Origin of the sequence: Actinokineospora sp. PR83, assembly GCF_021056305.1 — a bacterium.
Taxonomy (GTDB): Bacteria; Actinomycetota; Actinomycetes; order Mycobacteriales; family Pseudonocardiaceae; genus Actinokineospora; species Actinokineospora spheciospongiae.
Genome location: NZ_JAJCXD010000010.1, coordinates 106,890 through 129,716, shown reverse-complemented (window position 1 = coordinate 129,716; position 22,827 = coordinate 106,890). Strand labels below are relative to the sequence as shown.

At 72.4% G+C, this 22,827-nt stretch carries 21 protein-coding genes; 8 read left to right on the top strand and 13 right to left on the bottom strand.

Annotation, left to right across the window (positions count from 1 at the left end):
• Positions 1–298 precede the first annotated feature (298 nt).
• Positions 299–1,108 carry an HAD family hydrolase gene (locus L6E12_RS03490; protein ID WP_236226407.1) on the bottom strand — a complete coding sequence of 270 codons (810 nt, stop codon included), beginning with the start codon at positions 1,106–1,108 and terminating at the stop codon, positions 299–301.
• Positions 1,109–1,198: 90 nt separating this feature from the next.
• Between L6E12_RS03490 and L6E12_RS03485 the strand changes: the two genes are divergently transcribed.
• The 4 genes from L6E12_RS03485 to L6E12_RS03470 all read left to right on the top strand — a co-directional run bounded on the left by L6E12_RS03485 (position 1,199) and on the right by L6E12_RS03470 (position 4,968).
• Positions 1,199–2,164, top strand: a complete 966-nt coding sequence (locus L6E12_RS03485) for an LLM class flavin-dependent oxidoreductase (protein WP_236226406.1) — start codon at positions 1,199–1,201, stop codon at positions 2,162–2,164.
• A gap of 80 nt (positions 2,165–2,244) precedes the next feature.
• Complete coding sequence (gene glf / locus L6E12_RS03480) at positions 2,245–3,459, top strand: UDP-galactopyranose mutase (protein WP_236226405.1); 1,215 nt, start codon at positions 2,245–2,247, stop codon at positions 3,457–3,459.
• A 64-nt stretch (positions 3,460–3,523) separates the two neighbouring features.
• Positions 3,524–4,036, top strand: coding sequence for a phosphatase PAP2 family protein (locus L6E12_RS03475; protein WP_236226404.1), 513 nt, complete (start codon positions 3,524–3,526; stop codon positions 4,034–4,036).
• On the top strand, positions 4,033–4,968 hold the full coding sequence (locus tag L6E12_RS03470) for a decaprenyl-phosphate phosphoribosyltransferase (RefSeq protein ID WP_236226403.1): 936 nt from the start codon (positions 4,033–4,035) through the stop codon (positions 4,966–4,968). Before L6E12_RS03475 ends, L6E12_RS03470 begins: the two co-directional genes overlap by 4 nt.
• A 12-nt stretch (positions 4,969–4,980) precedes the next feature.
• On the opposite strand, the gene L6E12_RS03465 is transcribed toward L6E12_RS03470, so the two are convergent.
• From L6E12_RS03465 to L6E12_RS03450, 4 genes are all read right to left on the bottom strand, one after another.
• A complete protein-coding gene (locus L6E12_RS03465) occupies positions 4,981–5,454 on the bottom strand; it encodes a hypothetical protein (protein WP_236226402.1) in 474 nt (157 codons plus the stop codon).
• A 65-nt stretch (positions 5,455–5,519) separates the two neighbouring features.
• The gene (locus L6E12_RS03460; RefSeq protein ID WP_308074018.1) at positions 5,520–8,537 is read right to left on the bottom strand and encodes a BTAD domain-containing putative transcriptional regulator; all 3,018 of its coding nucleotides are present in this window, start codon (positions 8,535–8,537) and stop codon (positions 5,520–5,522) included.
• 96 nt (positions 8,538–8,633) lie between these two features.
• The gene (locus L6E12_RS03455) at positions 8,634–9,389 is read right to left on the bottom strand and encodes a decaprenylphospho-beta-D-erythro-pentofuranosid-2-ulose 2-reductase (RefSeq protein ID WP_236226401.1); all 756 of its coding nucleotides are present in this window, start codon (positions 9,387–9,389) and stop codon (positions 8,634–8,636) included.
• Positions 9,386–10,753 carry an FAD-binding oxidoreductase gene (locus L6E12_RS03450; protein ID WP_236226400.1) on the bottom strand — a complete coding sequence of 456 codons (1,368 nt, stop codon included), beginning with the start codon at positions 10,751–10,753 and terminating at the stop codon, positions 9,386–9,388. Before L6E12_RS03450 ends, L6E12_RS03455 begins: the two co-directional genes overlap by 4 nt.
• A gap of 66 nt (positions 10,754–10,819) precedes the next feature.
• Here L6E12_RS03450 and L6E12_RS03445 point away from each other — a divergent pair, with 66 nt between their 5' ends.
• A complete protein-coding gene (locus L6E12_RS03445) occupies positions 10,820–11,236 on the top strand; it encodes a GtrA family protein (RefSeq protein ID WP_236226399.1) in 417 nt (138 codons plus the stop codon).
• Between the two features lie 53 nt (positions 11,237–11,289).
• Here L6E12_RS03445 and L6E12_RS03440 read toward each other — a convergent pair whose 3' ends face one another.
• From L6E12_RS03440 to L6E12_RS03415, 6 genes are all read right to left on the bottom strand, one after another.
• A complete protein-coding gene (locus L6E12_RS03440) occupies positions 11,290–11,556 on the bottom strand; it encodes a hypothetical protein (RefSeq protein ID WP_236226398.1) in 267 nt (88 codons plus the stop codon).
• A gap of 79 nt (positions 11,557–11,635) precedes the next feature.
• The gene (locus L6E12_RS03435; protein WP_236226397.1) at positions 11,636–12,199 is read right to left on the bottom strand and encodes a DUF3558 domain-containing protein; all 564 of its coding nucleotides are present in this window, start codon (positions 12,197–12,199) and stop codon (positions 11,636–11,638) included.
• Positions 12,200–12,354: 155 nt separating this feature from the next.
• Entirely contained in the window at positions 12,355–13,263 is a 909-nt protein-coding gene (locus L6E12_RS03430; protein WP_236226396.1) for a glycosyltransferase, read from the bottom strand.
• Entirely contained in the window at positions 13,260–14,051 is a 792-nt protein-coding gene (locus tag L6E12_RS03425) for an ABC transporter ATP-binding protein (RefSeq protein ID WP_035282852.1), read from the bottom strand. The genes L6E12_RS03430 and L6E12_RS03425 overlap by 4 nt, the downstream gene beginning before the upstream one ends.
• A gap of 15 nt (positions 14,052–14,066) precedes the next feature.
• Positions 14,067–14,990, bottom strand: coding sequence for an ABC transporter permease (locus L6E12_RS03420; RefSeq protein ID WP_236226395.1), 924 nt, complete (start codon positions 14,988–14,990; stop codon positions 14,067–14,069).
• Positions 14,991–15,391: 401 nt separating this feature from the next.
• A complete protein-coding gene (locus L6E12_RS03415) occupies positions 15,392–15,952 on the bottom strand; it encodes a bacterial proteasome activator family protein (RefSeq protein ID WP_236226394.1) in 561 nt (186 codons plus the stop codon).
• 68 nt (positions 15,953–16,020) lie between these two features.
• On the opposite strand from L6E12_RS03415, the gene L6E12_RS03410 reads away from it, so the two are divergent.
• Positions 16,021–17,223, top strand: a complete 1,203-nt coding sequence (locus L6E12_RS03410) for a cysteine desulfurase-like protein (RefSeq protein WP_236226393.1) — start codon at positions 16,021–16,023, stop codon at positions 17,221–17,223.
• Positions 17,224–17,375: 152 nt separating this feature from the next.
• Here L6E12_RS03410 and L6E12_RS03405 read toward each other — a convergent pair whose 3' ends face one another.
• Positions 17,376–18,338 (bottom strand): NAD(P)H-quinone oxidoreductase, encoded by a 963-nt coding sequence (locus L6E12_RS03405; protein ID WP_236226392.1) that lies wholly within the window; start codon positions 18,336–18,338, stop codon positions 17,376–17,378.
• A 142-nt stretch (positions 18,339–18,480) separates the two neighbouring features.
• Between L6E12_RS03405 and L6E12_RS03400 the strand changes: the two genes are divergently transcribed.
• Entirely contained in the window at positions 18,481–20,022 is a 1,542-nt protein-coding gene (locus L6E12_RS03400; RefSeq protein ID WP_236226391.1) for a M28 family metallopeptidase, read from the top strand.
• 216 nt (positions 20,023–20,238) lie between these two features.
• A complete protein-coding gene (locus L6E12_RS03395) occupies positions 20,239–21,786 on the top strand; it encodes a M28 family metallopeptidase (protein ID WP_236226390.1) in 1,548 nt (515 codons plus the stop codon).
• A gap of 74 nt (positions 21,787–21,860) precedes the next feature.
• On the opposite strand, the gene L6E12_RS03390 is transcribed toward L6E12_RS03395, so the two are convergent.
• The gene (locus tag L6E12_RS03390) at positions 21,861–22,784 is read right to left on the bottom strand and encodes a neutral zinc metallopeptidase (protein ID WP_236226389.1); all 924 of its coding nucleotides are present in this window, start codon (positions 22,782–22,784) and stop codon (positions 21,861–21,863) included.
• Positions 22,785–22,827 lie beyond the last annotated feature (43 nt).

The window sequence follows — 22,827 nt, the reverse complement described above, 5'->3', positions numbered from 1 at the left end:
GCCGTGCGGCTGCGCCTGCCGCCGATCGGCTGTCATGCCGGGTATCTCCCGCCCACCTGCCGGGTCGGCTGCGCCCGCCGCTGCTCAGCCGTCGTGCCGCCGCGTCGGGCGGCGCCGCCCACCTGTCGGGCGGCTGCGCCTGCCATTGCCCGCCCGCCGCTGTGCCGGATGCCGCTCGCTCACCCGGGTCGCCCGCGTCCGCCGCCGTCCAGGCGCCGTGGCGCGTGCCGCCCACCTGCAGGGTCGGCTGCGCCCGCCTGCTGCGCCCGCCGTGCGGCTGCGCCGTTGCGGCGGCGTGTCAGAACCAGCGTTCCAGGACCTCCGCCACGCCGTCGTCGGCGTTGGAGCCCGCCACCTCGTCCGCTGCCGCCTTGACGTCGTCGTGGGCGTTGGACATGGCCACGCCCAGGCCCGCCCAGCGCAGCATCTCGATGTCGTTCGGCATGTCGCCGAAGGCCACCACCCGGTCGGCCTCCACCCCGGCCAGTGCTGCGACCTCGGCCAGGCCGCTGGCCTTCGTCACCCCGGGGGCGGCGATCTCGATCAGGCCCCGGTTCGTGGAGTAGGTCACATCCACCGACTCGCCCAGGAGTTCCACGGCGGCGAGGGCCATTTCCGCGCTGGTCATGCCCTGGTGGCGGACCAGCAGCTTCGTGGCCGGGTGGCCCAGGACCTCGGCCCGGGGCTTGGTGTTGTTCTCCACGTCGCCCCACGGGTTGGAGTAGCCCGCTTCGGTGGCGAACGCCTCGCGGCCGGGGATCTGGCCGGAGACCGCGCGTTCGGTGGCCACCTGGATGCCGGGAAGCACCTTCTCCAGCGCGTGCGTCACGTCGGCGAGCAGGAGCGGGTCCAGGCCGTGGCTGGTGACGATCTCGCCGGTGCCGATGTCGTAGACGATCGCGCCGTTGGCGCAGACCGCGTAGCCGTCGAGGCCCGCCGCCTCGGCCACCGGGGGGATCCAGCGCGGGGGGCGCCCGCTGACCAGGACGAACGGCGCCCCGGCTGCTCGGACGCGGGTGATGGCCGACAGGGTGCGCACCGTGAGCTGCTCGTAGGGGTCGAGCAGGGTGCCGTCGATGTCGGAGGCGACGAGTCGGGGGGTGTCCACGGAAACCATCCTGCAACACCGGGGGAACGGGCCGGGGTGGGCTTGGTTACCTGCTCACCAAACACCCGTACCTACCGGTACGTTCGTTCGGTGCGCGTAGGCATCGTGATCCTTCCCGAGCATCGTTGGTGGGCCGCGGAACCCCGGTGGCGGGGGGCGGACGAGTACGGCTTCGACCACGCCTGGACCTACGACCACCTGGGGTGGCGGACCCTGGTCGACGGACCGTGGTTCGACGCCGTGCCCACGCTGACCGCGGCGGCCATGGTGACCTCGACCATCCGGCTCGGCACGCTGGTCGCCACCCCGCACTTCCGGCACCCGGTGCCCTTCGCCCGGCAGGTGCTGGCCCTCGACGACATCTCCGACGGGCGGTTCATGCTGGGCCTCGGGTCCGGCGCCAGCGGCGCGGGCGGGTACGACCGGACGGTCCTGGGGGAGCCGGACACCACCAGCCCCCGGCAGGTCAGCGACCGGTTCGCCGAGTTCGTGGAGCTGACCGACAAGCTGCTGACCCAGCCGCGCACCACCTACTCCGGCGAGTGGTTCTCCGCCGCCGAGGCCCGCAGCGCCCCCGGGTGCGTGCAGCGACCCCGGGTGCCGTTCCTGGTGGCGGCGAACGGCCCGCGGGCCATGGCGACCGCCGCCCGGTTCGGGCAGGGCTGGGTGACCACCGGCAAGCCCGGCGCGGACGACGTCGAGCGGTGGTGGAAGGGCGTCACCGAGTGCGCCGAGCGGTTCGACGAGGTGTTGGCCGCGCACGGCCGCGACCGGTCGACCGTCGACCGGTACGTCAGCGTCGACGCGTCCCCGCTGTTCTCGCTGAGCAGCGTCGAGGCGTTCCACGAGCACGTGGGGCGGGCCGCGGCGGCCGGGTTCACCGACGTGGTGACGCACTGGCCGCGGCCGGACGGGCCCTACACCGGGCGGGAGACCACGCTGGAGCAGGTCGCCGCCGACGTGCTGCCGGTGCTGGGCGGCCGGGCGAGCGCGCTGCCCGACGCCGGTGGACCGGACTCCCTCGGCGCCTGCGACGAGCGCCGGTCGCAGGGGTGAGCGGGGCGGTGACCGGGGCGGTCGGGGCCGGGACACCGCGCCGTCGGGCACAGCGCGTCACGCGGGTAGCCTGAGCCCCCGTGAGCCCGGTGGCAGACCCCAAAGACAACTTCGACGGATACGACCTGATCGTGGTCGGGGCCGGTTTCTTCGGCCTGACGATCGCCGAGCGGTCGGCGTCGCAGCTCGGCAAGCGCGTGCTGGTGCTCGACCGCCGGTCGCACATCGGCGGCAACGCGTACTCCGAGCCCGAGCCGGAGACCGGCATCGAGGTGCACCGCTACGGCGCGCACCTGTTCCACACCTCCAACAAGCGGGTGTGGGACTACGTGAACCAGTTCACCGAGTTCACCGGCTACCAGCACCGCGTGTTCGCGCGGGTGCGGGACCAGGTCTACTCGTTCCCGATGAACCTGGCCCTGATCAACAGCTTCTTCGGCAGGTCGCACAGCCCGGACGAGGCGCGCGAGCTGATCGCCAAGCAGGCGGCGGAGTTCGACACCGACAAGGCGCGCAACCTGGAGGAGAAGGCGATCTCGCTGATCGGGCGCCCGCTCTACGAGGCGTTCATCCGCGGCTACACCGCCAAGCAGTGGCAGACCGACCCCAAGGAACTGGGCACTTCGGTCATCAACCGCCTGCCGGTGCGCTACACCTTCGACAACCGGTACTTCAACGACACCTACGAGGGCCTGCCGGTCGACGGCTACACCGCGTGGCTGGAGAAGATGGCCGCGCACGAGCTGATCGAGGTCCGGCTCGACACCGACTACTTCGACGTGCGCGGGTCGATCCCGGCGGGCACCCCGACCGTCTACACCGGACCGGTGGACCGCTACTTCGACTACGCCGCCGGGGAACTGGGCTGGCGCACCCTGGACTTCGAGACCGAGGTCCTCCCGGTCGGCGACTTCCAGGGAACCCCCGTCATGAACTACAACGACGAGGAAGTCCCCTACACCCGCATCCACGAGTTCCGGCACTTCCACCCGGAGCGCACGAACTACCCGACGGACAAGACGGTCATCGTCCGCGAGTACTCCCGCTTCGCGGAGTCCGGCGACGAGCCGTACTACCCGATCAACACCCCCGACGACCGCGCGAAGCTGGCGAAGTACCGCGAGCTGGCCAAGGCGGAGGCGGCGTCGAAGAACATCATCTTCGGCGGGCGGCTGGGCACCTACCAGTACCTCGACATGCACATGGCGATCGGTTCGGCGCTGTCGGTGTTCGACAACAAGATCGCCCCCCACCTGACCGACGGGGCGCCGCTCGACGGCTCCCTCGACGGCTGACCACACCGAGGCGGCCCGCCCCGACGCCCCCGGCCGGGGTGGGGCGCCACCCGGAAGGACATGCATGGACCGCAACGCAGGCTCGGCCGAGACCGCCGCGCTGAGCCAGGTGCAGGGCACCATCGGACACCCGGCCGTGGTCAAGGCCGCCCGCGGGCTGTCGCTGTTCGGTGAGCACAGCGCGGGCTGGTTCGGCCTCGGCCTGCTCGGCGCGGCGCTGGACCGGCGCAGGCGCCGGGACTGGCTGATCGCCTCCGCCGGGGTCGTCGCCGCGCACGGGGCGTCGATCGCGGTCAAGCGCGTGGTGCGGCGCCCCCGCCCGGACGACCCGTCGGTGCGGGTCCTGGTCGGCACGCCGAGCAAGCTGAGCTTCCCGTCCTCGCACGCCACCTCCACCACGGCCGCCGCGGTGCTGTTCTCCGGGCTGACCGGCCGCAGGCTGGTGCCGCTGCTGGTGCCGCCGATGCTGCTCTCGCGCCTGGTCCTCGGCGTGCACTACCCGACCGACGTGCTCGCGGGCTCCGCCCTCGGCGGTCTCCTCGGCGCACTGCTCCGACGCAGGCTGGAGCGGAAATGACCAGTTCGGCGAAGGCGAAGGTGACCCCCGAGCAGCAGGACGCCCGGCCCGCCGGGGCGGGCGGCACGCTGCGCGGCCTGGTCCGCACCGCGCGACCGCGGCAGTGGGTCAAGAACGTGCTCGTGCTCGCCGCCCCGTTCGCGGGCGGGCGGGTGTTCGAGGGCCGGGTGCTGCTGGACGCGGGCATCGCGTTCGTCGCGTTCTGCCTGGTCTCCTCGGCGGTGTACCTGGTCAACGACGCCATCGACGTCGAGGCCGACCGGGAGCACCCCACCAAGCGCAACCGCCCCATCGCCGCCGGGATCGTGCCGGTGCGGCTGGCGTACGCGGCGTCGGTGGTGCTGTTCCTGGTGTCGCTGGGCGTCGGGCTGCTGGCGGGCTGGGAGCTGCTCGTCGTGCTGGCGGTGTACGCGGCCGTGCAACTGGGCTACTGCCTGGGCCTCAAGCACCAGACGGTGATCGACCTGTGCGTGGTCGCCTCCGGCTTCCTGCTGCGCTCGATCGCGGGCGGGGTCGCGGCCGGGATCACCCTGTCGCAGTGGTTCCTGCTGGTCACGGCGTTCGGTTCGCTGTTCATGGTCTCCGGCAAGCGGTACGCCGAGGTGATCCTGTTCGAGAAGACCGGCGCCAAGATCCGCTCCTCGCTGGCCAAGTACTCCGCCAGCTACCTGCGGTTCGTGTGGGCCACCGCCGCCGCCGTCATGATCACGACCTACTCGCTGTGGGCCTTCGAGATCCGCACCGAGAGCCCCACGAACTCGATCTGGGCGGTCATCTCGATCGTCCCGTTCGTCGTCGCGGTCCTGCGCTACGCGGTCGACGTGGACGGCGGGCAGGCGGGCGAACCGGAGGACATCGCGTTGAAGGACCGGGTGCTCCAGGTGCTGGGCGTGGCCTGGGTGGCCTGCCTGGCGCTGTCGGTCTACCTCTGACCGGTCCGCCGCTCAGGCGGGCACGGTGATCCCGGCGTACCGGCGCGGCAGGTACAACCCCCCTGCCGCGCCGTCGCCGTCCGGGTACGGGACCACCCGGTGGGTGGTGCCCACCTCCGCCGACTGCTCGAACCCCCAGTAAGCCACTCGATCGCCACCGGCCCACTCGTGGAACACGATGACGTGGCCGGGGTGCCCGTCGTCCCCGACGCGGATGAGCGCGTCGCCCGCCAGCAACTCGTCGCGGTCGATCCTGGTGCTGACCGAGGCCAGCCCCGCCGCGTCGAGTCCCCCGCGCAGGTCGGGTGGGACACCGGGCAATCCCCAGGCCATCGAGACATAGCCCGAGCAGTCGGTGCGGTAGATCCCGTACTCGTTCTGGTGGAACCTGGTGGAGCTGTGGGGCACGGACGGCCGCAGCCAGCTCTCGGCGCGCTCGATCACCTCACCACGGCTGATGGGTGTCGTCGGCGCGACGCGGGCCATCTGCGGTCTCCCCCCTCCCGGTCCCGTTCAGTGGGAGAAGGTTCGCCGCACCGGCTACAAGTCGCCTATAGGTGGGCGCGAACCTCCGCCAGCCAGCTCTGCGGGGACCGCTGCGCCAGCTCGGCGGCCTCCCTGGCGCGGCACTCGGCGAACAGCGCGGCGGCCCGGCGCCAGTGCTCGGCGCCGCGGTCGGGGTCGGCGGCGGCGAGGTCGCGCAGGGTCCTGGCCTGCCACAGCGGCAGCCCCAGCTCCTCCCACATGCCCAGCGCCTCGGCCAGCAGCCCACGCGCCCGCGCCCGCTCACCCCAGGCCAGGTGGTACTCGCCGAGGGTGCGGGTGGTCAACGCCACCCCGAAGCGGTCGCCGCTGCCGGTGCTGACGCGCAGGCACTCGTCCAGCACGTCGGCGACACCGCCCGCGTCGGGGGTGCGCAGACGGGCCTTGGCCCAGGACTGGCGGGCGTAGGTGGCCCCGAGTTCGTCGCCGACAGCCTCCAGGATGCCGGTGGCCTCCGCGCTCAGGTTGGCCGCGCGGGCGTAGTCGCCCAGGGCCCGGTGGCACAGGCTCAGGCCGCGCAGCGCCAGCGCCTCGCCCCGGCGGTCGTCGAGGTCACGGTAGAGGCGCACGCAGCGCCGCAGGCGGTCGGCGGCGGCGTCGAGGTCGCCGTGGTCGCGGCTGATGGCGCCGAGGCCGTAGTGCGCGGCGGCGACCACGCTCGGGTCGCCCACCCGCTCGCCCAGCAGCACCGCGGTCTCCAGGTCGGCGGTGGCGCCGAGGAAGTCGGCCAGGTCCCGGCCCACGGTGCCGATGCCGACGACGGCCACCGCCAGCGTCGCGTCGTCGCCGACCGCCTCGGCGTGGTCGCGGGCCTGCCGGAAGTGCTCCAGCGCCGCCGGGAAGTCGTCCTTCTCGTAGTGCAACTGCCCCAGCCCGGTCAGCACGATCGCCTCCGCCCGCCGGTCACCGCTGCGCCTGGCCGCCGACAGCGCCACCTCGTGCGTGCGCTGCCACCCGTCGAACTCGTTGCGCGCGGCGAACGGCGACGACAGCAGCGAGGTGATCAGCAGCGCCGTCACCCCGTCGACGCCCAGCTCGTGCGCCCGCTCCACCGCGCGCACGACGGCCGCGGTCTCCGACCGGAGCCACTCGGTCGGGTTCTCCTCGACCTCCTCGACCAGCCGCGGGTCCACCGCCACCGCACCGGCCAGCCGCGGCCGCAGCCCCAGCGTCACCCGCGGCAGCCGCCGCGCCCCCGCCTCCACCAGCGCCAACCAGGTGCCCAGCGTCCGCGACACCGCGGCGGCGACCAGCTCGGCGGGTTCGTCGGCGGCGGCGTGCTCGGCGCCGAAGAGCTGCACCAGGTCGTGGAAGCGGTAGCGGACCCGGCCGATGCCGTCCACGCCCGCCACGTCCAGCAGCCGCAGCTCCACGAGCTGCTCCACCACGTCCTCGGCCTCGGCCAGCGGCAGGTCCAGCAGCGGCGCCGCCGCCCACCAGCCGAAGTCGGGCAGGTCGAGCACGCACAGCAGGTGGAACGCCCGCCGCTGCCGCGCGGTCAGCTCGACGTAGTTCAGGCCCAGGCTGGAGCGGATCGCCAGGTCGCCCACCGACAGCTCGTCGAGCCTGCGCCGCTCGTCGGAGAGCCGGTCGGCCAGCGACCGCAGCGGCCAGTGCGGGCGGGCCAGCAGCTTCGCCCCGGCCGCCCGGATGGCCAGCGGCACCCCGCCGCACAGGTCGGCGATCCGCTCGGCCGCCGCCCGCTGCGCCGCCACCCGCTCCGCGCCGACGATCTTGCTCAGCAGCTCGGTGGACAGCGCCGTGTCGAAGAACCCCAGCTCCACGGGGGTGGCACCGACCAGCCCGGTCAACCGCCCGCGGCTGGTCACCAGCACCAGGCACCCCGGCTCACCGGGCAGCAGCGGGCGCACCTGCCCCTCACCGCGGGCGTTGTCGAGCACCACCAGCACCCGCCGCCCGGCGACCGCGCCGCGGAACAGCTCGGCCCGCGACTCCACCGTCGTCGGCAGGTCGGCCCCGGCCACACCGAACGCCCCGAGGAACCGCCCCAGCACCTCGAAGGCGTCCAGGTCCCGGTCGCCCCCGCGCAGGTCGGCCCACAGCTGCCCGTCCGGGAAGTGCTCCCGCAACCGGTGCGCGGCGTGCACCGCCAACGCCGACTTGCCCGCCCCACCGGCCCCGGAGATCACCACGATCGGCGGCCCGGACCGCTCGACCCCGTGCCGCAGCAGCACGTCGAGGTGCTCGGCCCGCCCGGTGAAGTCACCCACGTCCGGCGGCAGGTTGCGCGGCACGACCGCAGGCGCGGCGGGCGCGGGCAGCGGGGCCACCTCACCGCCGAGGATCGCCGCGTGCAGGTCCCGCAACCGCTCACCCGGCTCGATGCCCAACTCGTCCAGCAGGTGCTTGCGGCCCTCCCGGTAGACGCCCAGCGCGTCGACCTGCCTGCCCCCGTCCACCAGGGCCCGCATCAGCAGCGCCCGTGCCTCCTCGCGCAGCGGGTTCGCCGCGACCAACCGCCGCAGCGGCTCCACCAGCTCCCCGGCGCGGCCCAGCGCCAGCCCGCAGCGCGCCAGCCCCTCCTCGGCGGCCAACCGCTCCTCGGCCAGGCCCTCCGCGCGCACCCTGGCGAACCGCGCGTCGACCCCGCCGAAGGCGGGCCCCCGCCACAGCGCCAGCCCCGCCTCGTACGCGGCGGCCGCCGCCGCGTGCTCACCCGACCGCTCGGCCCGCCGCGCCAGCGCCAGGTGCCGCTCGAACACCCCGAGGTCGCTGTCGTCGTCGGCGAGGTCGAGCAGGTAACCGGGCGCGCGGGTGGACAACGCCCCCGCCCGCCCGGCCGCCGCGAACCCCCGCCGCACCGTCGACACGTAGGTGTGCACCAGCGCGGTCGCCGACGGCGGCGGCGACTCGTCCCAGATCAGGTCGATCAGCCGCTCGACGGACACCACCTGCCGCGCCTGCAGCACCAGCGCCGCCAGCAACGCCCTCGGCTTCGGCCCCCCGGTCCCCACCGGCCCGTCCGGACCGCGCACCTCGACCGGCCCCAGCACCCGCACTCGCACGCGCTCACCACCCCCTCGCCCCTTCTACGGGACGCGCGGCGCGGTGTCACGTTGTTGTGCCCATGCCCCGGGAAATCGCACCCGGGGCGGAGCGGCTCAGATGGGCAGCTTGCGGAAGATCGGGCGGGGGACGTGCCGCAGCGCCGACATCACCAGCCGCCACGGGGCGGGTGCCCACACCAGGTCCTTGCGGCCGCGCACCGCGGCCACCACCACGTCGGCCACCTTGTCCGGGGTGGTCGCCAGCGGGGCGGGCTTCATCCCGGCGGTCATCTTCGTGTGCACAAAACCGGGGCGGACCACGGTCACGTGCACGCCGTGCGGGCGCAGCGCCTCGCCGAGGCCGAGGAAGAAGCCGTCGAAACCGGCCTTGGTGGAGCCGTAGACGAAGTTCGACCGGCGCACCCGCTCCCCGGCCACCGAGGACAGCGCCACCAGCGAGCCGTGGCCCTGGGCCTTGAGCCGCTCGGCCAGCGCGATGCCCAGCGACACCGGGGCGGTGTAGTTGACCTGCGCCAGCTCCACCCCCGCCGCGTGGTCCTGCCAGAGCTGCTCGGCGTCGCCGAGGAGGCCGAACGCGAGCACGGTCAGGTCGACGTCGCCCTCGGCGAACGCCTCCGCGACGAGCTTCGGGTGGCTGTCGAGGTCGAGGGCGTCGAACGGCAGGGTGCGCACGGTGGCGCCGAGGCCGCGCAGCTTCTCCGCCGCGGCGTCGAGCCGGGGGGAGGGGCGGGCCGCCAGGGTGACGGTGAGCCTGCCCCGCCCGGCGTAGCGCTCCGCGATGGCCAAGCCGATCTCGGAGGTGCCGCCGAGGAGCAGCAGGGACTGGGGGGTGCCGACTGCGTTGATCAAAGTCCGAGCCTTCGTGATTGGTCCGAGACGAACAGGCCGTCCGGGTCGACCGAGGAGCGCACCTTGCGCCACTCGTCGAGCCGCGGGTACATCTGCTGGAGGGTGTCCGGGTCGGTGCGCGAGTCCTTGGCCAGGTAGAGCCGCCCACCGGCCGCGAGCACCTGCTCGTCGAGGCGGGCGCAGAACGCGTCCAGCCCCGGCACGATCGGGAAGTCCACGGTGATCGTCCACCCCTCGCGGGGGAACGACAGCGGCGCGGGGTTCGCCGCGCCCATCCGCTTGAAGACGTTGAGGAACGACACGTGCCCCGACTCGGCGATCTGGCGCACCAGGGCGCGCAGCTCGGCGTCGCGGTCGAACGGGATGAGGAACTGGTACTGCAGGAAGCCGTGCGTGCCGTAGGCCCGGTTCCACTCCCCGAACATGTCGAGCGGGTGGTAGAAGGACGTCAGGTTCTGCACCTGCCCGCGCCCCCGCTTCGGCGCCTTGCGGTACCAGACCTCGCCGAGCAGCCGGAAGCTCAACCTGTTGGCCAACCCGTTCGGGAACACGTCCGGCAGCGTCAGCAACTGCGGCGCGTCGAACTTGAGCGGGTCCGCCCGGTACTTCTTCGGCAACTCGTCCAGGGTGGCCAGCGAACCCCGGGAGAACACGGCCCGGCCCAGCCTGCCGTCGGTGTTGATCGAGTCGAACCAGGCCATCGAGTAGTCGTAGCCGGAGTCGGAGCCGTTGGAGAACAGCGCCAGCGTCTCGTCGAAGTCGGCGGTCCGGTCGGTGTCGACGACGAAGTACGCGGACTCGGTGTGCTTGAGCCGCACGGTGGCCCGCAGGATCACCCCGGTCAGCCCCATGCCGCCCACGGTCGCCCAGAACAGCTCCGACTCGGGGCCCTCCGGCGCCAGCGTGCGCACGGCACCGTCGGCGGTCAGCAGGTCCAGCGACACGACGTGGTTGCCGAAGGTGCCGTGCGAGTGGTGGTTCTTGCCGTGGATGTCCGACCCGATCGCCCCGCCCACGGTCACCTGCCGGGTGCCGGGCAGGACGGGCACCCACAACCCGAACGGCAGCGCGGCCCGCATGAGCTGGTCCAGGCTCACCCCCGCGTCCAGCACGGCGAGCCCGGTGTCGGCGTCGATGGAGTGGATGCGCCGCAGCGCGGTCATGTCCAGGACGAGCCCACCGGCGTTCTGCGCCGGGTCGCCGTACGACCGCCCCAGGCCGCGCGCCACCACCCCGCGCCCGTCGGCGGTCGCCACGGCCGCGAGAACGTCTTCCGGTGTCCTGGGCCGAGCCACCCGGGAAACGGACGGTGCGGTCCGCCCCCAGCCCGCCAGCGCGCGCGTCTCGAACTGTTCTGGCTCCACCGGCCCCAGGGTAGCCGCGCCGGAGTTCTACACTGGCGCCGCCACCGGACAGACCAGGGGACCCCCGTGACCGACGTGCGAACCGACAGCAAGCCGCCCGGCCTGCTCCACCAGCTGACCCGGTTCGTCCTGGTCGGCGGCTTCTGCGCCCTGGTCGACTCTGGCCTCTACTGGCTGCTGCTGCAGGCGGGCACCTGGCTGCACCTGGCCAAGGCCCTCAGCTTCATCGCCGGGACGACCACCGCCTACTTCCTCAACCGCCGCTTCACCTTCACCGACGCCGCCGACCGCGGCGCGGCCCAGGCGGGCGGCTTCGCCGTGCTGTACACGGTGACGTTCTTCGTCAACGTCGGCACCAACGCGCTCATGCTCGCCGTGCTGCCGACGTTCCGCTGGGAGGTCGCCCTGTCCTGGGTGATCGCCCAGGCGGTGGGTACCGGGATCAACTTCGTGCTCCTGCGCACGGTCGTCTTCCGCCGCTGACGCCACCGCCCAGCCCCACCCGGCCAGGTTCCGCCGGGCGGGGGTCCCGCGGGTCAGCCCCCGAAACCGGTCCCCTTCTTCGGCGTCCCGTAGACCCGCGCGTGCGCCGGGAACTCGTCGAAGTGCGCACTGACCACGTGCGCGAAGTTGATGGCCACCGAGGTCCCGTCCTCCAGTTCGGTGGTCTCCACCCCACCGGAACCCATCAGCACGGAAAGCCGGGGGAGCAGGCTCTTGCCCGCCCGCGTGGACACGGCGAAGACGAGGGGTTCCCCGCCGGTCGCCAAGTGCAGAACCAACACCTGCCGCGATTCACTCATGCCACCCAGGACAGCACTGTTCCCGTTGCCCGGCAACCGAAGTTCACCGCCGGCGGATCCGCTCAGAGCGGAAGCCCGCCTACGGCAGCTCGGGTTCGACGAGCTTCGCCGCCTCCAGGACCTTCTGGCACAGCGAAGCACCGTCCCGACCGGTCGCCTGCACATCGACCCGTGAGGTCTCCGTCACCTCGATGGAGATCGCGCAGGTGGCGCCCGACCTGAGGGACTCAATGGCCTTGCGCGCACCGACCACGAGTGGCTTCTTCTCGCCATCCGCCACCACCCTGTCGATCCCCAGTCCCGGGAAGACGGCCACCCCGTAGGTGAAGCGTTCGGCAGCAGTGCCCGTGCCGAGTGCCCACTGGCAGTACCTGGCCGACGGGGTCTCATCCGGCTGCGCCGCACCGGTCACCCCGAGCGCGTCCCTGGCTGACGACGTGAGGAGTTCACACGGATCGAGGGCGGCCGGCGACTCCGCCCCGTCCGGTTCCGAACTCGGGCTGGACTCGGTGGGAGGAGCCGTCGCCTCAGCGGGGGGCGACGTGGCGCTCGGGATTGCTCGACCGGTCGTCTCCTTCGCGCAGGCAGCCACGCCTCCGATGGCGGTCACGGTCAGTACGACGAGTGCGAGTACGCGCTTCACGGCCCCGGACCCTTCTTCGTGAGTGGCGCGGCAATCGTTCACAACCGTCGCGCAGGAGGTGGTGATGTGGATGGGGGGACACCAAGGGCAAGGCCGCCAGGTCGCCTGCGGTTTCCCGCGGCGACCCAGCGGCCCTGGTCGGTGTGCGCGTCCCCTCAGAAGCGGAAGAACTTCTCCTTGCGCCCCTTGGACACCAGCCTCAACCACTGCGCGAACGCCTTCGGGTCCCGCTTCGTCCCCAGGAAGTACAGCCCGAAGCGGAACACCTCCAGCAGCCCGATCTTCCGCATCCCGGGCTGCGACAGCAGGTACCCCCGGTTGCGGTAGGTGTAGTAGCGCTTGACCTCGTTCTCCGGGTCCTGCGCGTGCAGCCGCCCGCCGAGCATGGGCTTGAACTCGTCCGAGCCGTCCGGGTGCAGGTAGGCGACCGTCAGGCAGGTGCCGAAGGGCAGGCCGGAGCGCTGGAGCCGCCGGTGGACCTCCACCTCGTCGCCGCGGAAGAAGAGGCGGTAGTCGGGGACGCCGACGACGTCGAGGGTGGAGGCGCGGAAGAGGGCCCCGTTGAACAGGGAGGCGATGCCGGGGAGGAAGTCGGTGCCCAGGTCGTCGGTGTTGCGCTTCCAGGTCAGGCCGCGGCGCAGGGGGAAGGCGAGCTTCGAGGGGGCCTCGATGTTGGTGACGACGGGGGAGACCTCGGCCAGGCCGCGCTCCTCCGCCACGTCGAGGAGGGTGGCCAGGACCGCCTCGTCGGCGGGGCGGCCGTCGTCGTCGGCGAGCCAGAGCCAGTCGGCGCCCATGGACAGGGCGTGCAGCATGCCGAGGGCGAAGCCGCCCGCGCCGCCGAGGTTGCGGTGCGAGGCGAGGTAGGTGGTCGGCACCGGGCACGACTCGACGATGTCCTGGGCGGGGTCGTCCGGGCCGTTGTCGACCACGACCAGGTGGTCCGGCGGGCGGGTCTGGGCCGCGATCATCTTGAGCGAGTCCGCGAGCAGCGCCCGGCGGTGCCTGGTGACCACCACCGCCACCACCGAACCCTCGGGGAGCCGTGCCACGGGGTTGCTCACAGCTTCTCGCCGAGCCTTTCGATCGTCTCCGCGCTCATGTGCTCGAACGGGTCGCGGCCCTTGTAGGCCGTGAGGACCTCGCGCAGCGAGCCGTGCATCTTGACCCGGCCCTCGTCCATCCAGACCGCGGTGTTGCACAGCTCGAACAGCAGGTCGTCGGAGTGCGAGGCGAACACCAGCATCCCGGAGCGGCGGACCAGGTCGACCAGGCGGTCGCGGGCCTTGGCCATGAACGCCGCGTCGACGGCGCCGATGCCCTCGTCGAGCAGCAGGATCTCCGGGTCGATGGAGGTGACCACGCCCAGCGCCAGGCGCACCCGCATGCCGGTGGAGTAGGTGCGCAGCGGCAGGTGCAGGTAGTCGCCCAGTTCGGTGAACTGGGAGATGTCCTCGACCCGCTTCTCCATCTCCTTGCGGGACATGCCCAGGAAGAGGCCGCGGATCATGATGTTCTCGATCCCGGAGATCTCCGGGTCCATGCCGACCGCGAGGTCGAACACGGGCGCGATCTTGCCGCGGATCGTGGTGGTGCCCTTGGTCGGCTCGTAGATGCCCGACAGCAACCGCAGCAGGGTCGACTTGCCCGCGCCGTTGTGCCCGACGAGGGCGACCCGGTCGCCCTCCTTGAGCGAGAGGGTGATGTCGTGCAGGGCCTCGATGACCGGGACCTTGGACTCGGTGCCGATCTTGCCGCCGACCTTGCCGAGGACCGCCTTCTTCATCGACCGCGTCTTGGCGTCGAAGATCGGGAAGTCGACTGAGGCGTTGCGGACCTCGATACCAACCATGTTCGGAAGCCTCACTCAGACCCAGTAGGAGATACGGGCACGGTAGTTGCGCATGGCGATCAGGGCCAGCGCCCACCCGATGATGGTCACGCCGCCGACGACGGCCCAGTGGTGCCAGCTCTGCTGCAAGCCCAGCAGCGGGGCGCGCAGGATCTGGATGAAGTGGTACGCCGGGTTCAGCTCGGCGATCAGGATCGCCCACGAGTGGCCCTCGCCGAAGCGCTGGGACAGCAGGTCGGTCGACCACATGATCGGCGTCATGAAGAAGACGAGCTGGGTCAGCGCGCCGATGACCTGCGGGATGTCGCGGTAGCGGGTGCTGATGATGCCGAACAGCAGGGCCACCCAGCCGCCGTTCAGCGCGATCAGCAGGAACGCCGGGACGGCCAGCACGATGGTCCAGTCGATGCCGGGCTGCGGCACGGCGTTGGGGCTCTCGCTGAGCAGGTAGCCGTCGGTGGTGAGCGCCCCGAAGAAGATGACCAGCACGATCAGGTAGACCAGCATGTTGTGCATCAGCATGAGCGTGAGCCGCCACACCGTGCGCAGCGCGTACACCGTCAGCGGCGCGGGGAGGTGCTTGATCAGGCCCTCGTTGGAGATGAACGAGTCGGCCCCCTCGGTCAGGCAGCCGAGGATGAAGTGCCAGACGATGAAACCGACGGTCACGTACGGCAGGAACGTCGGCACCGGCGCCTTGAAAAGCTGCGAGTACAGCAGGCCCAGGCCCGCGGCGGTGACCGCCATGCTCAGCGTGATCCACAGCGGGCCGATCACCGAGCGGCGGTAGCGCTGCTTGATGTCCTGCCAGCCGAGGTGGCCCCACAGCTCGCGGGCGGCGATGCCCTCGCGGATGTCCTGGAAGGCCCGCGACCAGCTACGCCCGGCGTGGACCACGGGGGTGGTGGGAACTGGTTCGACCGCGCTGATTGCTTGCACGACTGTTGAGCGTACCGGCGAGCTTTTGCGGCCTCACCAGGGGCGGGGACCGGTCGTCGGGAGCGTGGCGGCATGTCCGCCGTGACTGATTCACCGCTTTCTCCCCCGGGCGGTGGTCTGGAACGGGCTGTCGCGGCCCGGGCGGGTCCGGGGGCGTGCCCGGCCAGAACGCTGTCCGGGATCGGCGGTGTCGCTCTGGTGGCCAGGGTTGTCGCGGTGGTGCGCGGGTCCGCGACGGGCACGCAGGCGGCGCTGCCGCGCGGCCCCCGAAAGCGCTTGCGCGCCTGCTGGGCCGGTGTGGATGAGCTGGAGCGCCGCACCGCCCGACCGGAACCCGAGGGGGTGCCGGACCGGCCGACCCCTGGGCGGGCACCCGGGGGTGCCCGCCCAGAGGTCGGGGCTCAGAGGTACTGGCCGGTGCCGCGGATGTGCGGGCCCGCGTCCTTGTCCGGTGCGCCGCCGACTCCCGGGGGCAGCCCGCGCCGCATCTGCTCCAGCTGGGTGCGGGCGGCCATCTGCTGGGCGAACAGGGCCGTCTGGATGCCGTGGAAAAGACCTTCCAACCAGCCCACGAGCTGGGCCTGGGCGATGCGCAGCTCGGCGTCGGAGGGGGTGTTCTCCTCGGTGAACGGCAGGGACAGCCGGGCCAGCTCGGCGCGCAGCTCGGGGGCGAGGCCCTCCTCCAGCTCGGCGATCGAGCGCATGTGGATCTCCCGCAGGCGGACCCGGCTGGCCTCGTCGAGCGGTGCGGCGCGGACCTCCTCCAGCAGCTGCTTGATCATGGTGCCGATGCGCATGACCTTGGCGGGCTGCTCGACCATGTCGCCGACGTTCTCACCGGCGGGGCCGTCGCCGCCGGAGTCGGGGATGCGGGCGGTGCCCAGCGGCGAGCCGTCCGGACCGACCACCATCACGTGGTGGCCCTGCTCGTCGGGGTCGGGGCTTGGCGTTGGTTGGCTCATCTGCTCCACCCTAGAAGGAAGCTGGCCCGCCCGAGGGTAGTCCTCTCCGGCTCTCGTACGGTGTGGCCATGGCCTTCGACGTCGCTCGGATTCGCGGGTTGTTCCCCGCGCTGGGTGACGGCTGGGTGCACCTGGACGCGCCCGCGGGGATGCAGGTGCCCGAGCAGGTGGCGACCGCGGTGTCCACCGCCCTGCGCGCGCCGGTGTCCGGGCCGGGCGGGGTGTTCCCGGCCTCGCAGCGGGCCGAGGCGATCGTGGACGCGGCGCGGCGCGCGGTGGCCGACCTGGTCGGCTGCGACCCGGCCGGGGTGGTGCTCGGGCCGAACACCGCCGTGCTGCTCGACCGGCTGGCCCAGGCCCTCGGCGACGGGTGGCTGCTCGGCGACGAGATCGTGCTGTCCCGGCTCGACCACCAGGCCAACACCGCCCCCTGGCTGCGGGTGGCGCAGCGGGCCGGGGCCACCGTGCGCTGGGCCGAGATCGACATCGAGACCTGCGAGCTGCCCGCCTGGCAGTACGAGAACCTGGTGACCCCGCGGACCAAGGCGCTGGCCGTGACCGCCGCCTCCGGTGCCGTCGGCACCCGGCCCGACCTGCGCAAGATCGCCGCCGCGGGCCGCGAGCACGGGGCGTTCGTGGTGGTCGACGCGTCGTCCTCGGCGCCGTTCGTGCCGATCGACGTGCACGACATCGGCGCCGACGTGGTGGCCGTGTCGGCGAGCGCGTGGGGCGGGCCCGCGGTGGCCGCCCTGGCCTTCGCCGACCCGGCGGTGCTCGACCGGCTGCCCGCCACCAACCTCGACCCGCGCGCCCACGGCCCGGAGCGGCTGGAGCTGGGCCAGCACGCGTACCCGCTGCTGGCGGGCCTGGTCGCCTCGGTGGACTACCTGGCGATGCTCGACGACGCAGCGGTCGGGTCGCGGCGGGTGCGGCTGCACACCTCGCTCAGCTCCGCCAAGTCCTACCAGGCGGGCCTGCTGTCCCGGCTGATCGGCGAGCTGCGCGGCCAGCGCCACGTCATGGTCCTGGGCGACGCCATGCGCCGCATCCCCGCCCTGGCGTTCACCGTCGCCGACCGCAAGGCCACCGACGCGGTGCTGCGCTTGGCCGAGCTGGGCATCTGCGCGTTCGCCGACGACGTGCCCAGCGGGGTGTTCGCCACGCTGGGCGTCAGCGAGGTGGGCGGCGCGGTGCGCGTGGGCCTCGCCCACTACACCAACGCCGTCGAGGTCGACCAGCTCGTCGCCGCGATCGCCACCCTCCGCGACTAGCCTCACCGGCGCAGCGACAACCAGCCACCCCCGCAACCGCCGGCCTGGCTATGCCCCTGCCGGGCACACCCACACAAACCCGAGGTCGCAACACGGCGAGCACATTCACCCAGCCGGGCACCCCCACCAAACCCCGGCTTCCAGAACAACCCTCAAGAACCGACCGCCAGCACCAGCTTGCCGAACACCCCGCCCCCGTCCAGCATCCGGTGCGCGTCGCCCGCGCGCTGGATCGGCAGCACCTCGTGGGTGATCGGCTTGACCGCGCCGGACTCCACCAGCGGCCACAGCCGCGCCACCACGTCCGCGACGATCTCCGACTTCTCCTGCACCGGCCGGTAGCGCAGGCTGGTGGCGGTGACCACGGCGTTCTTCGACAGCAGCGCGCCCAGGTTCAGCTCCCCGGTCGACCCGCCCTGCATCCCGATGACCACCAGCCGCCCGCGGCGGTTGAGCGCCTCGACGTTGCGCCCCAGGTACTTCGCGCCCATGTTGTCGAGGATGACGTCGGCCTTGACCTCCTTCTCGAAGTCGACCTCCTTGTAGTTCAGCAGGATGTCGGCGCCCAACTCGCGGCACCGGTTGAGCCGTTCGGCGGAACCGGCGGTGACGGCGACGACCGCGCCGAGCGCCTTGCCCACCTGCACCGCGTGCGTGCCGATGCCGCCCGCACCGCCGTGCACCAGCAGGGTTTCCCCCGCGGTCAGCCCCGCGCCCATGACCACGTTCGACCACACCGTGGCGGCCACCTCCGGCAGCCCGGCCGCGGTCACCAGGTCCACACCGGACGGCACCGGCGCCACCTGACCGGCCGGGACGACGACCTTCTCCGCGTAGCCGCCGCCGGAGAGCAGTGCGCACACCCGGTCACCGACCTGCCAGCCGGTCACGCCCTCGCCGAGCCCGGCCACCGTGCCCGAGCACTCCAGCCCGATGACGTCGCTGCTGCCCGGCGGTGGCGGGTAGAAGCCCTTGCGCTGCAACAGGTCCGCCCGGTTGACCGCGGTGGCGGCGACGTCCAGCAGCACCTCGCCGGGGCCGGGGCTCGGGTCCGGGACCTCGGTCCACTCCAGCACCTCGGGGCCGCCGGGTTCGCGCAGTGTGATCGCGTGCATGGACCCGACGTTAGTCGGGACTTCGGCACCCGCGCATCACAGTCCACCGCGAACCCTTGACCGGGGCCCTCCCGCGGGCGAGAGTTCGGCTCGTCGGGCCCGGGGACCGGCGCGAACAGCCCCCACGAAGGGAATCCAGCAGATGTCGTTGAACAAGCCCGCCCGCGCAGGGGCGGTGCTGCTCGCCGCGTGCGCCGGGGTCGCGTTCGCCGCGGTGCCCGCGTCCGCGGTCCTGCCCGACGGTCCGGCGCTCGCCAGGAACGTCACCAAGAAGGTCACGGTCGACGGGATCAACCGCCACCTGGTGGCGTTGCAGCGCCTGGCCGACCGCAACGGCGGCACCCGCGCCGTCGGCACCCCCGGGTTCGAGCAGAGCGTCGACTACGTCGCGGCGAAGCTCACCGCCGCCGGGTACGACGTGACCACGCCCACGTTCACCTACCCGGTGCAGGTCACCGACGCGGCCACCGCGAAGGTGGGGGCCAAGACCGTCGCCGCGCTCCCGATGGAGTTCTCGCCGCAGACCCCGGTCGGCGGCATCACCGCTGCGCTGGTGGCCGTCCCGCAGGACGCCACCCCGGGCTGCGAGGCATCGGACTTCGCCGGGCTGCCCGTGGCGGGCTCGATCGCGCTGATCCGCCGCGGCGGCTGCACCTTCGGCACCAAGCAGGCCAACGCCGCGGCCGCGGGCGCGGTCGCCGTGCTGGTCGCCAACAACGTCGACGGCCCGCTCTCCGGGGTCACCCTGGGCGATCCCGGCCTGGTCCCGACCGGCGGCGTCAGCAAGGCCGACGGCGACGCCCTGTTCGCCACCCCCGGTGCGACCGCCACGGTCGACCTGCGCTTCCACGTCGACGAGCGGCCCGCCCGCAACGTCGTCGCCCAGACCAAGACCGGCCGCAAGGACAACGTGGTCATGGCCGGTGCGCACCTCGACAGCGTCGAGGAGGGGCCGGGCATCAACGACAACGGCTCGGGCAGCGCGGCGCTGCTGGAGACCGCCCTGCAACTGGGCGGCTCGCCGAAGGTGAACAACACCGTGCGCTTCGCCTGGTGGGGTGCCGAGGAGCTGGGCCTGGTCGGGTCCACGAAGTACGTGCAGTCGCTGACGTTCGATCAGCAGCTCGACATCGCGCTGTACCTGAACTTCGACATGATCGCCTCGCCGAACGCCGGTTACTTCGTCTACGACGGCGACGACTCCGACGCCACCGGCGCGGGCGAGGGCCCGTACGGCTCCGCGCAGATCGAGGCCGCCTTCGCGGGCTTCCTGGGCTCGCAGGGCGTCGAGACCGAGGGCACGGACTTCAGCGGCCGTTCGGACTACGGCGAGTTCATCGCCAACGGCATCCCGGCCGGTGGCCTGTTCACCGGCGCCGAGGGCGTCAAGACCGCCGCGCAGGCGGCGAAGTGGGGCGGCCAGGCCGGTGTCGCCTACGACAAGTGCTACCACGCCAAGTGCGACAACCTGGGCAACCTGGACCGCACCGCGCTGGACCGCAACGCCGACGCCATCGCCTGGGTGACCGCGTCCTACGCGATCAGCACCGAGGAGATCAACGGCGTCGCGCCGAAGACGGCCAAGGCCAAGCAGGCCAAGGCCGCCCAGCGCACCGCGGCCATCGAGAAGGCCGAGCGCAGGGCGTTCACCGCGCCGGAGGTCGTGCACGGGGTCACCGCCTGACCCGTCGGTTCCCCACGGAAATCCCCCGCGATCACCAGGTCGCGGGGGATTTCCCAGTTCTGTTCGGATATCCGGGTACAGCTCGTCGGCTCTGGTAACGCTCCGCTCTTGACCGGCGACGCCCGATCAGGTGAGGGTGACACTCACCGAACACCGATCGCGGCGGGGCGTCGACCGGTCTCGGTTGGATTTCCATCCCGGAGCAAGGGGATCTGCATGTCCACGAGCAAGACCCTGCGTGCAGGGGCCGCCATCCTCGCGGCCGCGGGCACGATGTCGTTCACCGCGTTACCGGCCACCGCCGCCGAAGTTCCCGACGGCCCCGCACTGGCGAGGAACCTCGTCAAGAAGGTCACCGGAGAGGGGGTCAACCGGCACCTGATCGCCCTGCAGCGCCTCGCCGACCGCAACGGCGGCAACCGCGCCGCGGGCACCGCCGGGCACGCCCAGTCGGCCCAGTACGTCGAGTCCAAGCTGATCGCGGCGGGCTACGACGTGAGCCGCCAGCCGTTCAGCTTCACCTTCAGCGAGACCCTCGCCGAGGCGCTGACCACGCCGTCCGGCCCGGTCCCCATCTCGATCATGACCCTGAGCACGTCCACCCCGGTCGGCGGGATCACCGCCCCGCTGTCGGTGGTCCCGCTCGCGGGCGACGCCACCCCCGGCTGCGAGGCCGCCGACTACCCGGCGGGCACCGCGGGCAAGATCGCGCTGGTCTCCCGGGGCGGCTGCACCTTCGCCGACAAGCAGTCGGCAGCGGCCGACGCGGGCGCCGTCGCGGCGATCGTCTACAACAACGCCGACGGCCCGCTCAACGGCACCCTGGGCAGCGACCCGGCGCTGGTGAAGATCCCCACCGGTGGCATCACCAGGGCCGCGGGCGAGGCGCTGGCCGCCTCCGGCGGTGTGGTGACGGTGGAGCTGCGCTCGCTGCGCGAGGAGCGGCAGAGCTTCAACGTCGTCGCCCAGACCAAGACCGGCAAGAAGAACAACGTGGTCATGGCGGGCGCGCACCTCGACAGCGTCACCGAGGGCCCCGGCATCAACGACAACGGCTCGGGCAGCGCGGGCCTGCTGGAGACCGCCATCCAGCTCGGCGGCTCCCCGAAGGTCAACAACGCGATCCGCTTCGCCTGGTGGAGCGCCGAGGAGGTGGGCCTGGTCGGGTCGACGAAGTACGTGCAGTCGCTGACGTTCGAGCAGCAGCTCGACATCGCGCTGTACCTGAACTTCGACATGATCGCCTCGCCGAACGCGGGCTACTTCGTCTACGACGGCGACGACTCCGACGCCACCGGCGCGGGTCCCGGCCCGTACGGCTCGGCGCAGATCGAGGCGGCCTTCCACGGCTTCCTCAACGCCACCGGCACCCCCACCCGCGGCAGCGACTTCACCGGCCGCTCCGACTACGGCGAGTTCATCGCCAACGGCATCCCGGCCGGTGGTCTGTTCACCGGTGCCGAGGGCGTCAAGACCCAGGAGCAGGCCGACCTCTGGGGCGGTCAGGCGGGCGTGGCCTACGACCGCTGCTACCACCAGCGGTGCGACAACCTCGGCAACGTGGACCGCACCGCCCTGGACCGCAACTCCGACGCCATCGCCTGGGTGACCGCGTCCTACGCGATCAGCACCGAGGACGTCAACGGCGTCCCGCCGCGCGCGGCCCGCGCCAAGGCCGTCAAGGCTGCCCAAACCAAGTCGGCTCAGTCCAAGTCGGCCCGCACCGCGGCCCCGACCCACGACGACCACGAGGTCCTCAGCTAGCCCGCACCTCGACGCACAGGAGCCCCCGCGACCACCGGTCGCGGGGGCTCCTGCTTCGTCCGGCCCCGGGCGGGTCAGCCCAGGTTGCGGGCGGCGAAGGTGTCGCAACTGGTCGGGTTGCCGGTCTGGTAGCCGGTGCTGAACCACTTCTCCCGCTGGGCCGAGGAGCCGTGCGAGAACTGGCTCTCGTCGACCCGGCCGCCGCCGAGGTTCTTCTGGATGTAGTCGTCGCCGATGCGCGCGGCCACGTCCAGGGCGCGGTTGATGTCGTCCTGGGTGATGGACTTGATCAGTGGCTGGCCGCTGGAGGTGGGCACCGTGGTGGCGTGGTTGGCCCACACGCCCGCATAGCAGTCGGCCTGCAACTCCAGCCGCACCCCGTCGGAGGTCGGGCCGGTGCCCTCGCGGACCTTCGCCGAGGTGCCCAGCAGGTTCTGCACGTGGTGGCCGTACTCGTGGGCCAGCACGTAGGCCTCGGCGAACGTGCCGCCCTGGGCACCGAACCGGGTCTCCAACTCCTTGAAGAACGCCAGGTCGATGTACACCTCGGCGTCGGCGGGGCAGTAGAACGGGCCCACGTCGGAGGTGGCGCTGCCGCAGCCGGTGCGCACCCCGCCGGTGAAGAAGTTGGTGGTCGCGAGCTGGTACTTCGACCCGGACCGGGCGAACTGGTCGGTCCAGTAGCCCTGGATGGAGTTGATGACCGCGACCAGCGCGCAGTCCTCCTTGGCGTTCGCGTCGGCGCCGGTCCGGCACTCCTGGGACAGGTCCGCGCTGCTCACCGACTGCCCGGACTGCACGTCGTCGAGCCCCAGCGGCGAACCGCCGGAACCCGCGGGCAGACCGCCGAGCTGCGAGAGCACGAAGTAGAGGATCGCGCCGATGATGCCGACACCACCGCCGCCCAGCGCGACCCGGCCGCCGATGCCACCGCCACCGGAGCCGCGGGTGTCCTGCACCTGCGACGTGTCGAGGGCTACGTCGTCGTTGAACTCCACTGGCCACCCCGTGTCGTCGAGTCGTCGCGCCCACGATAAGGCA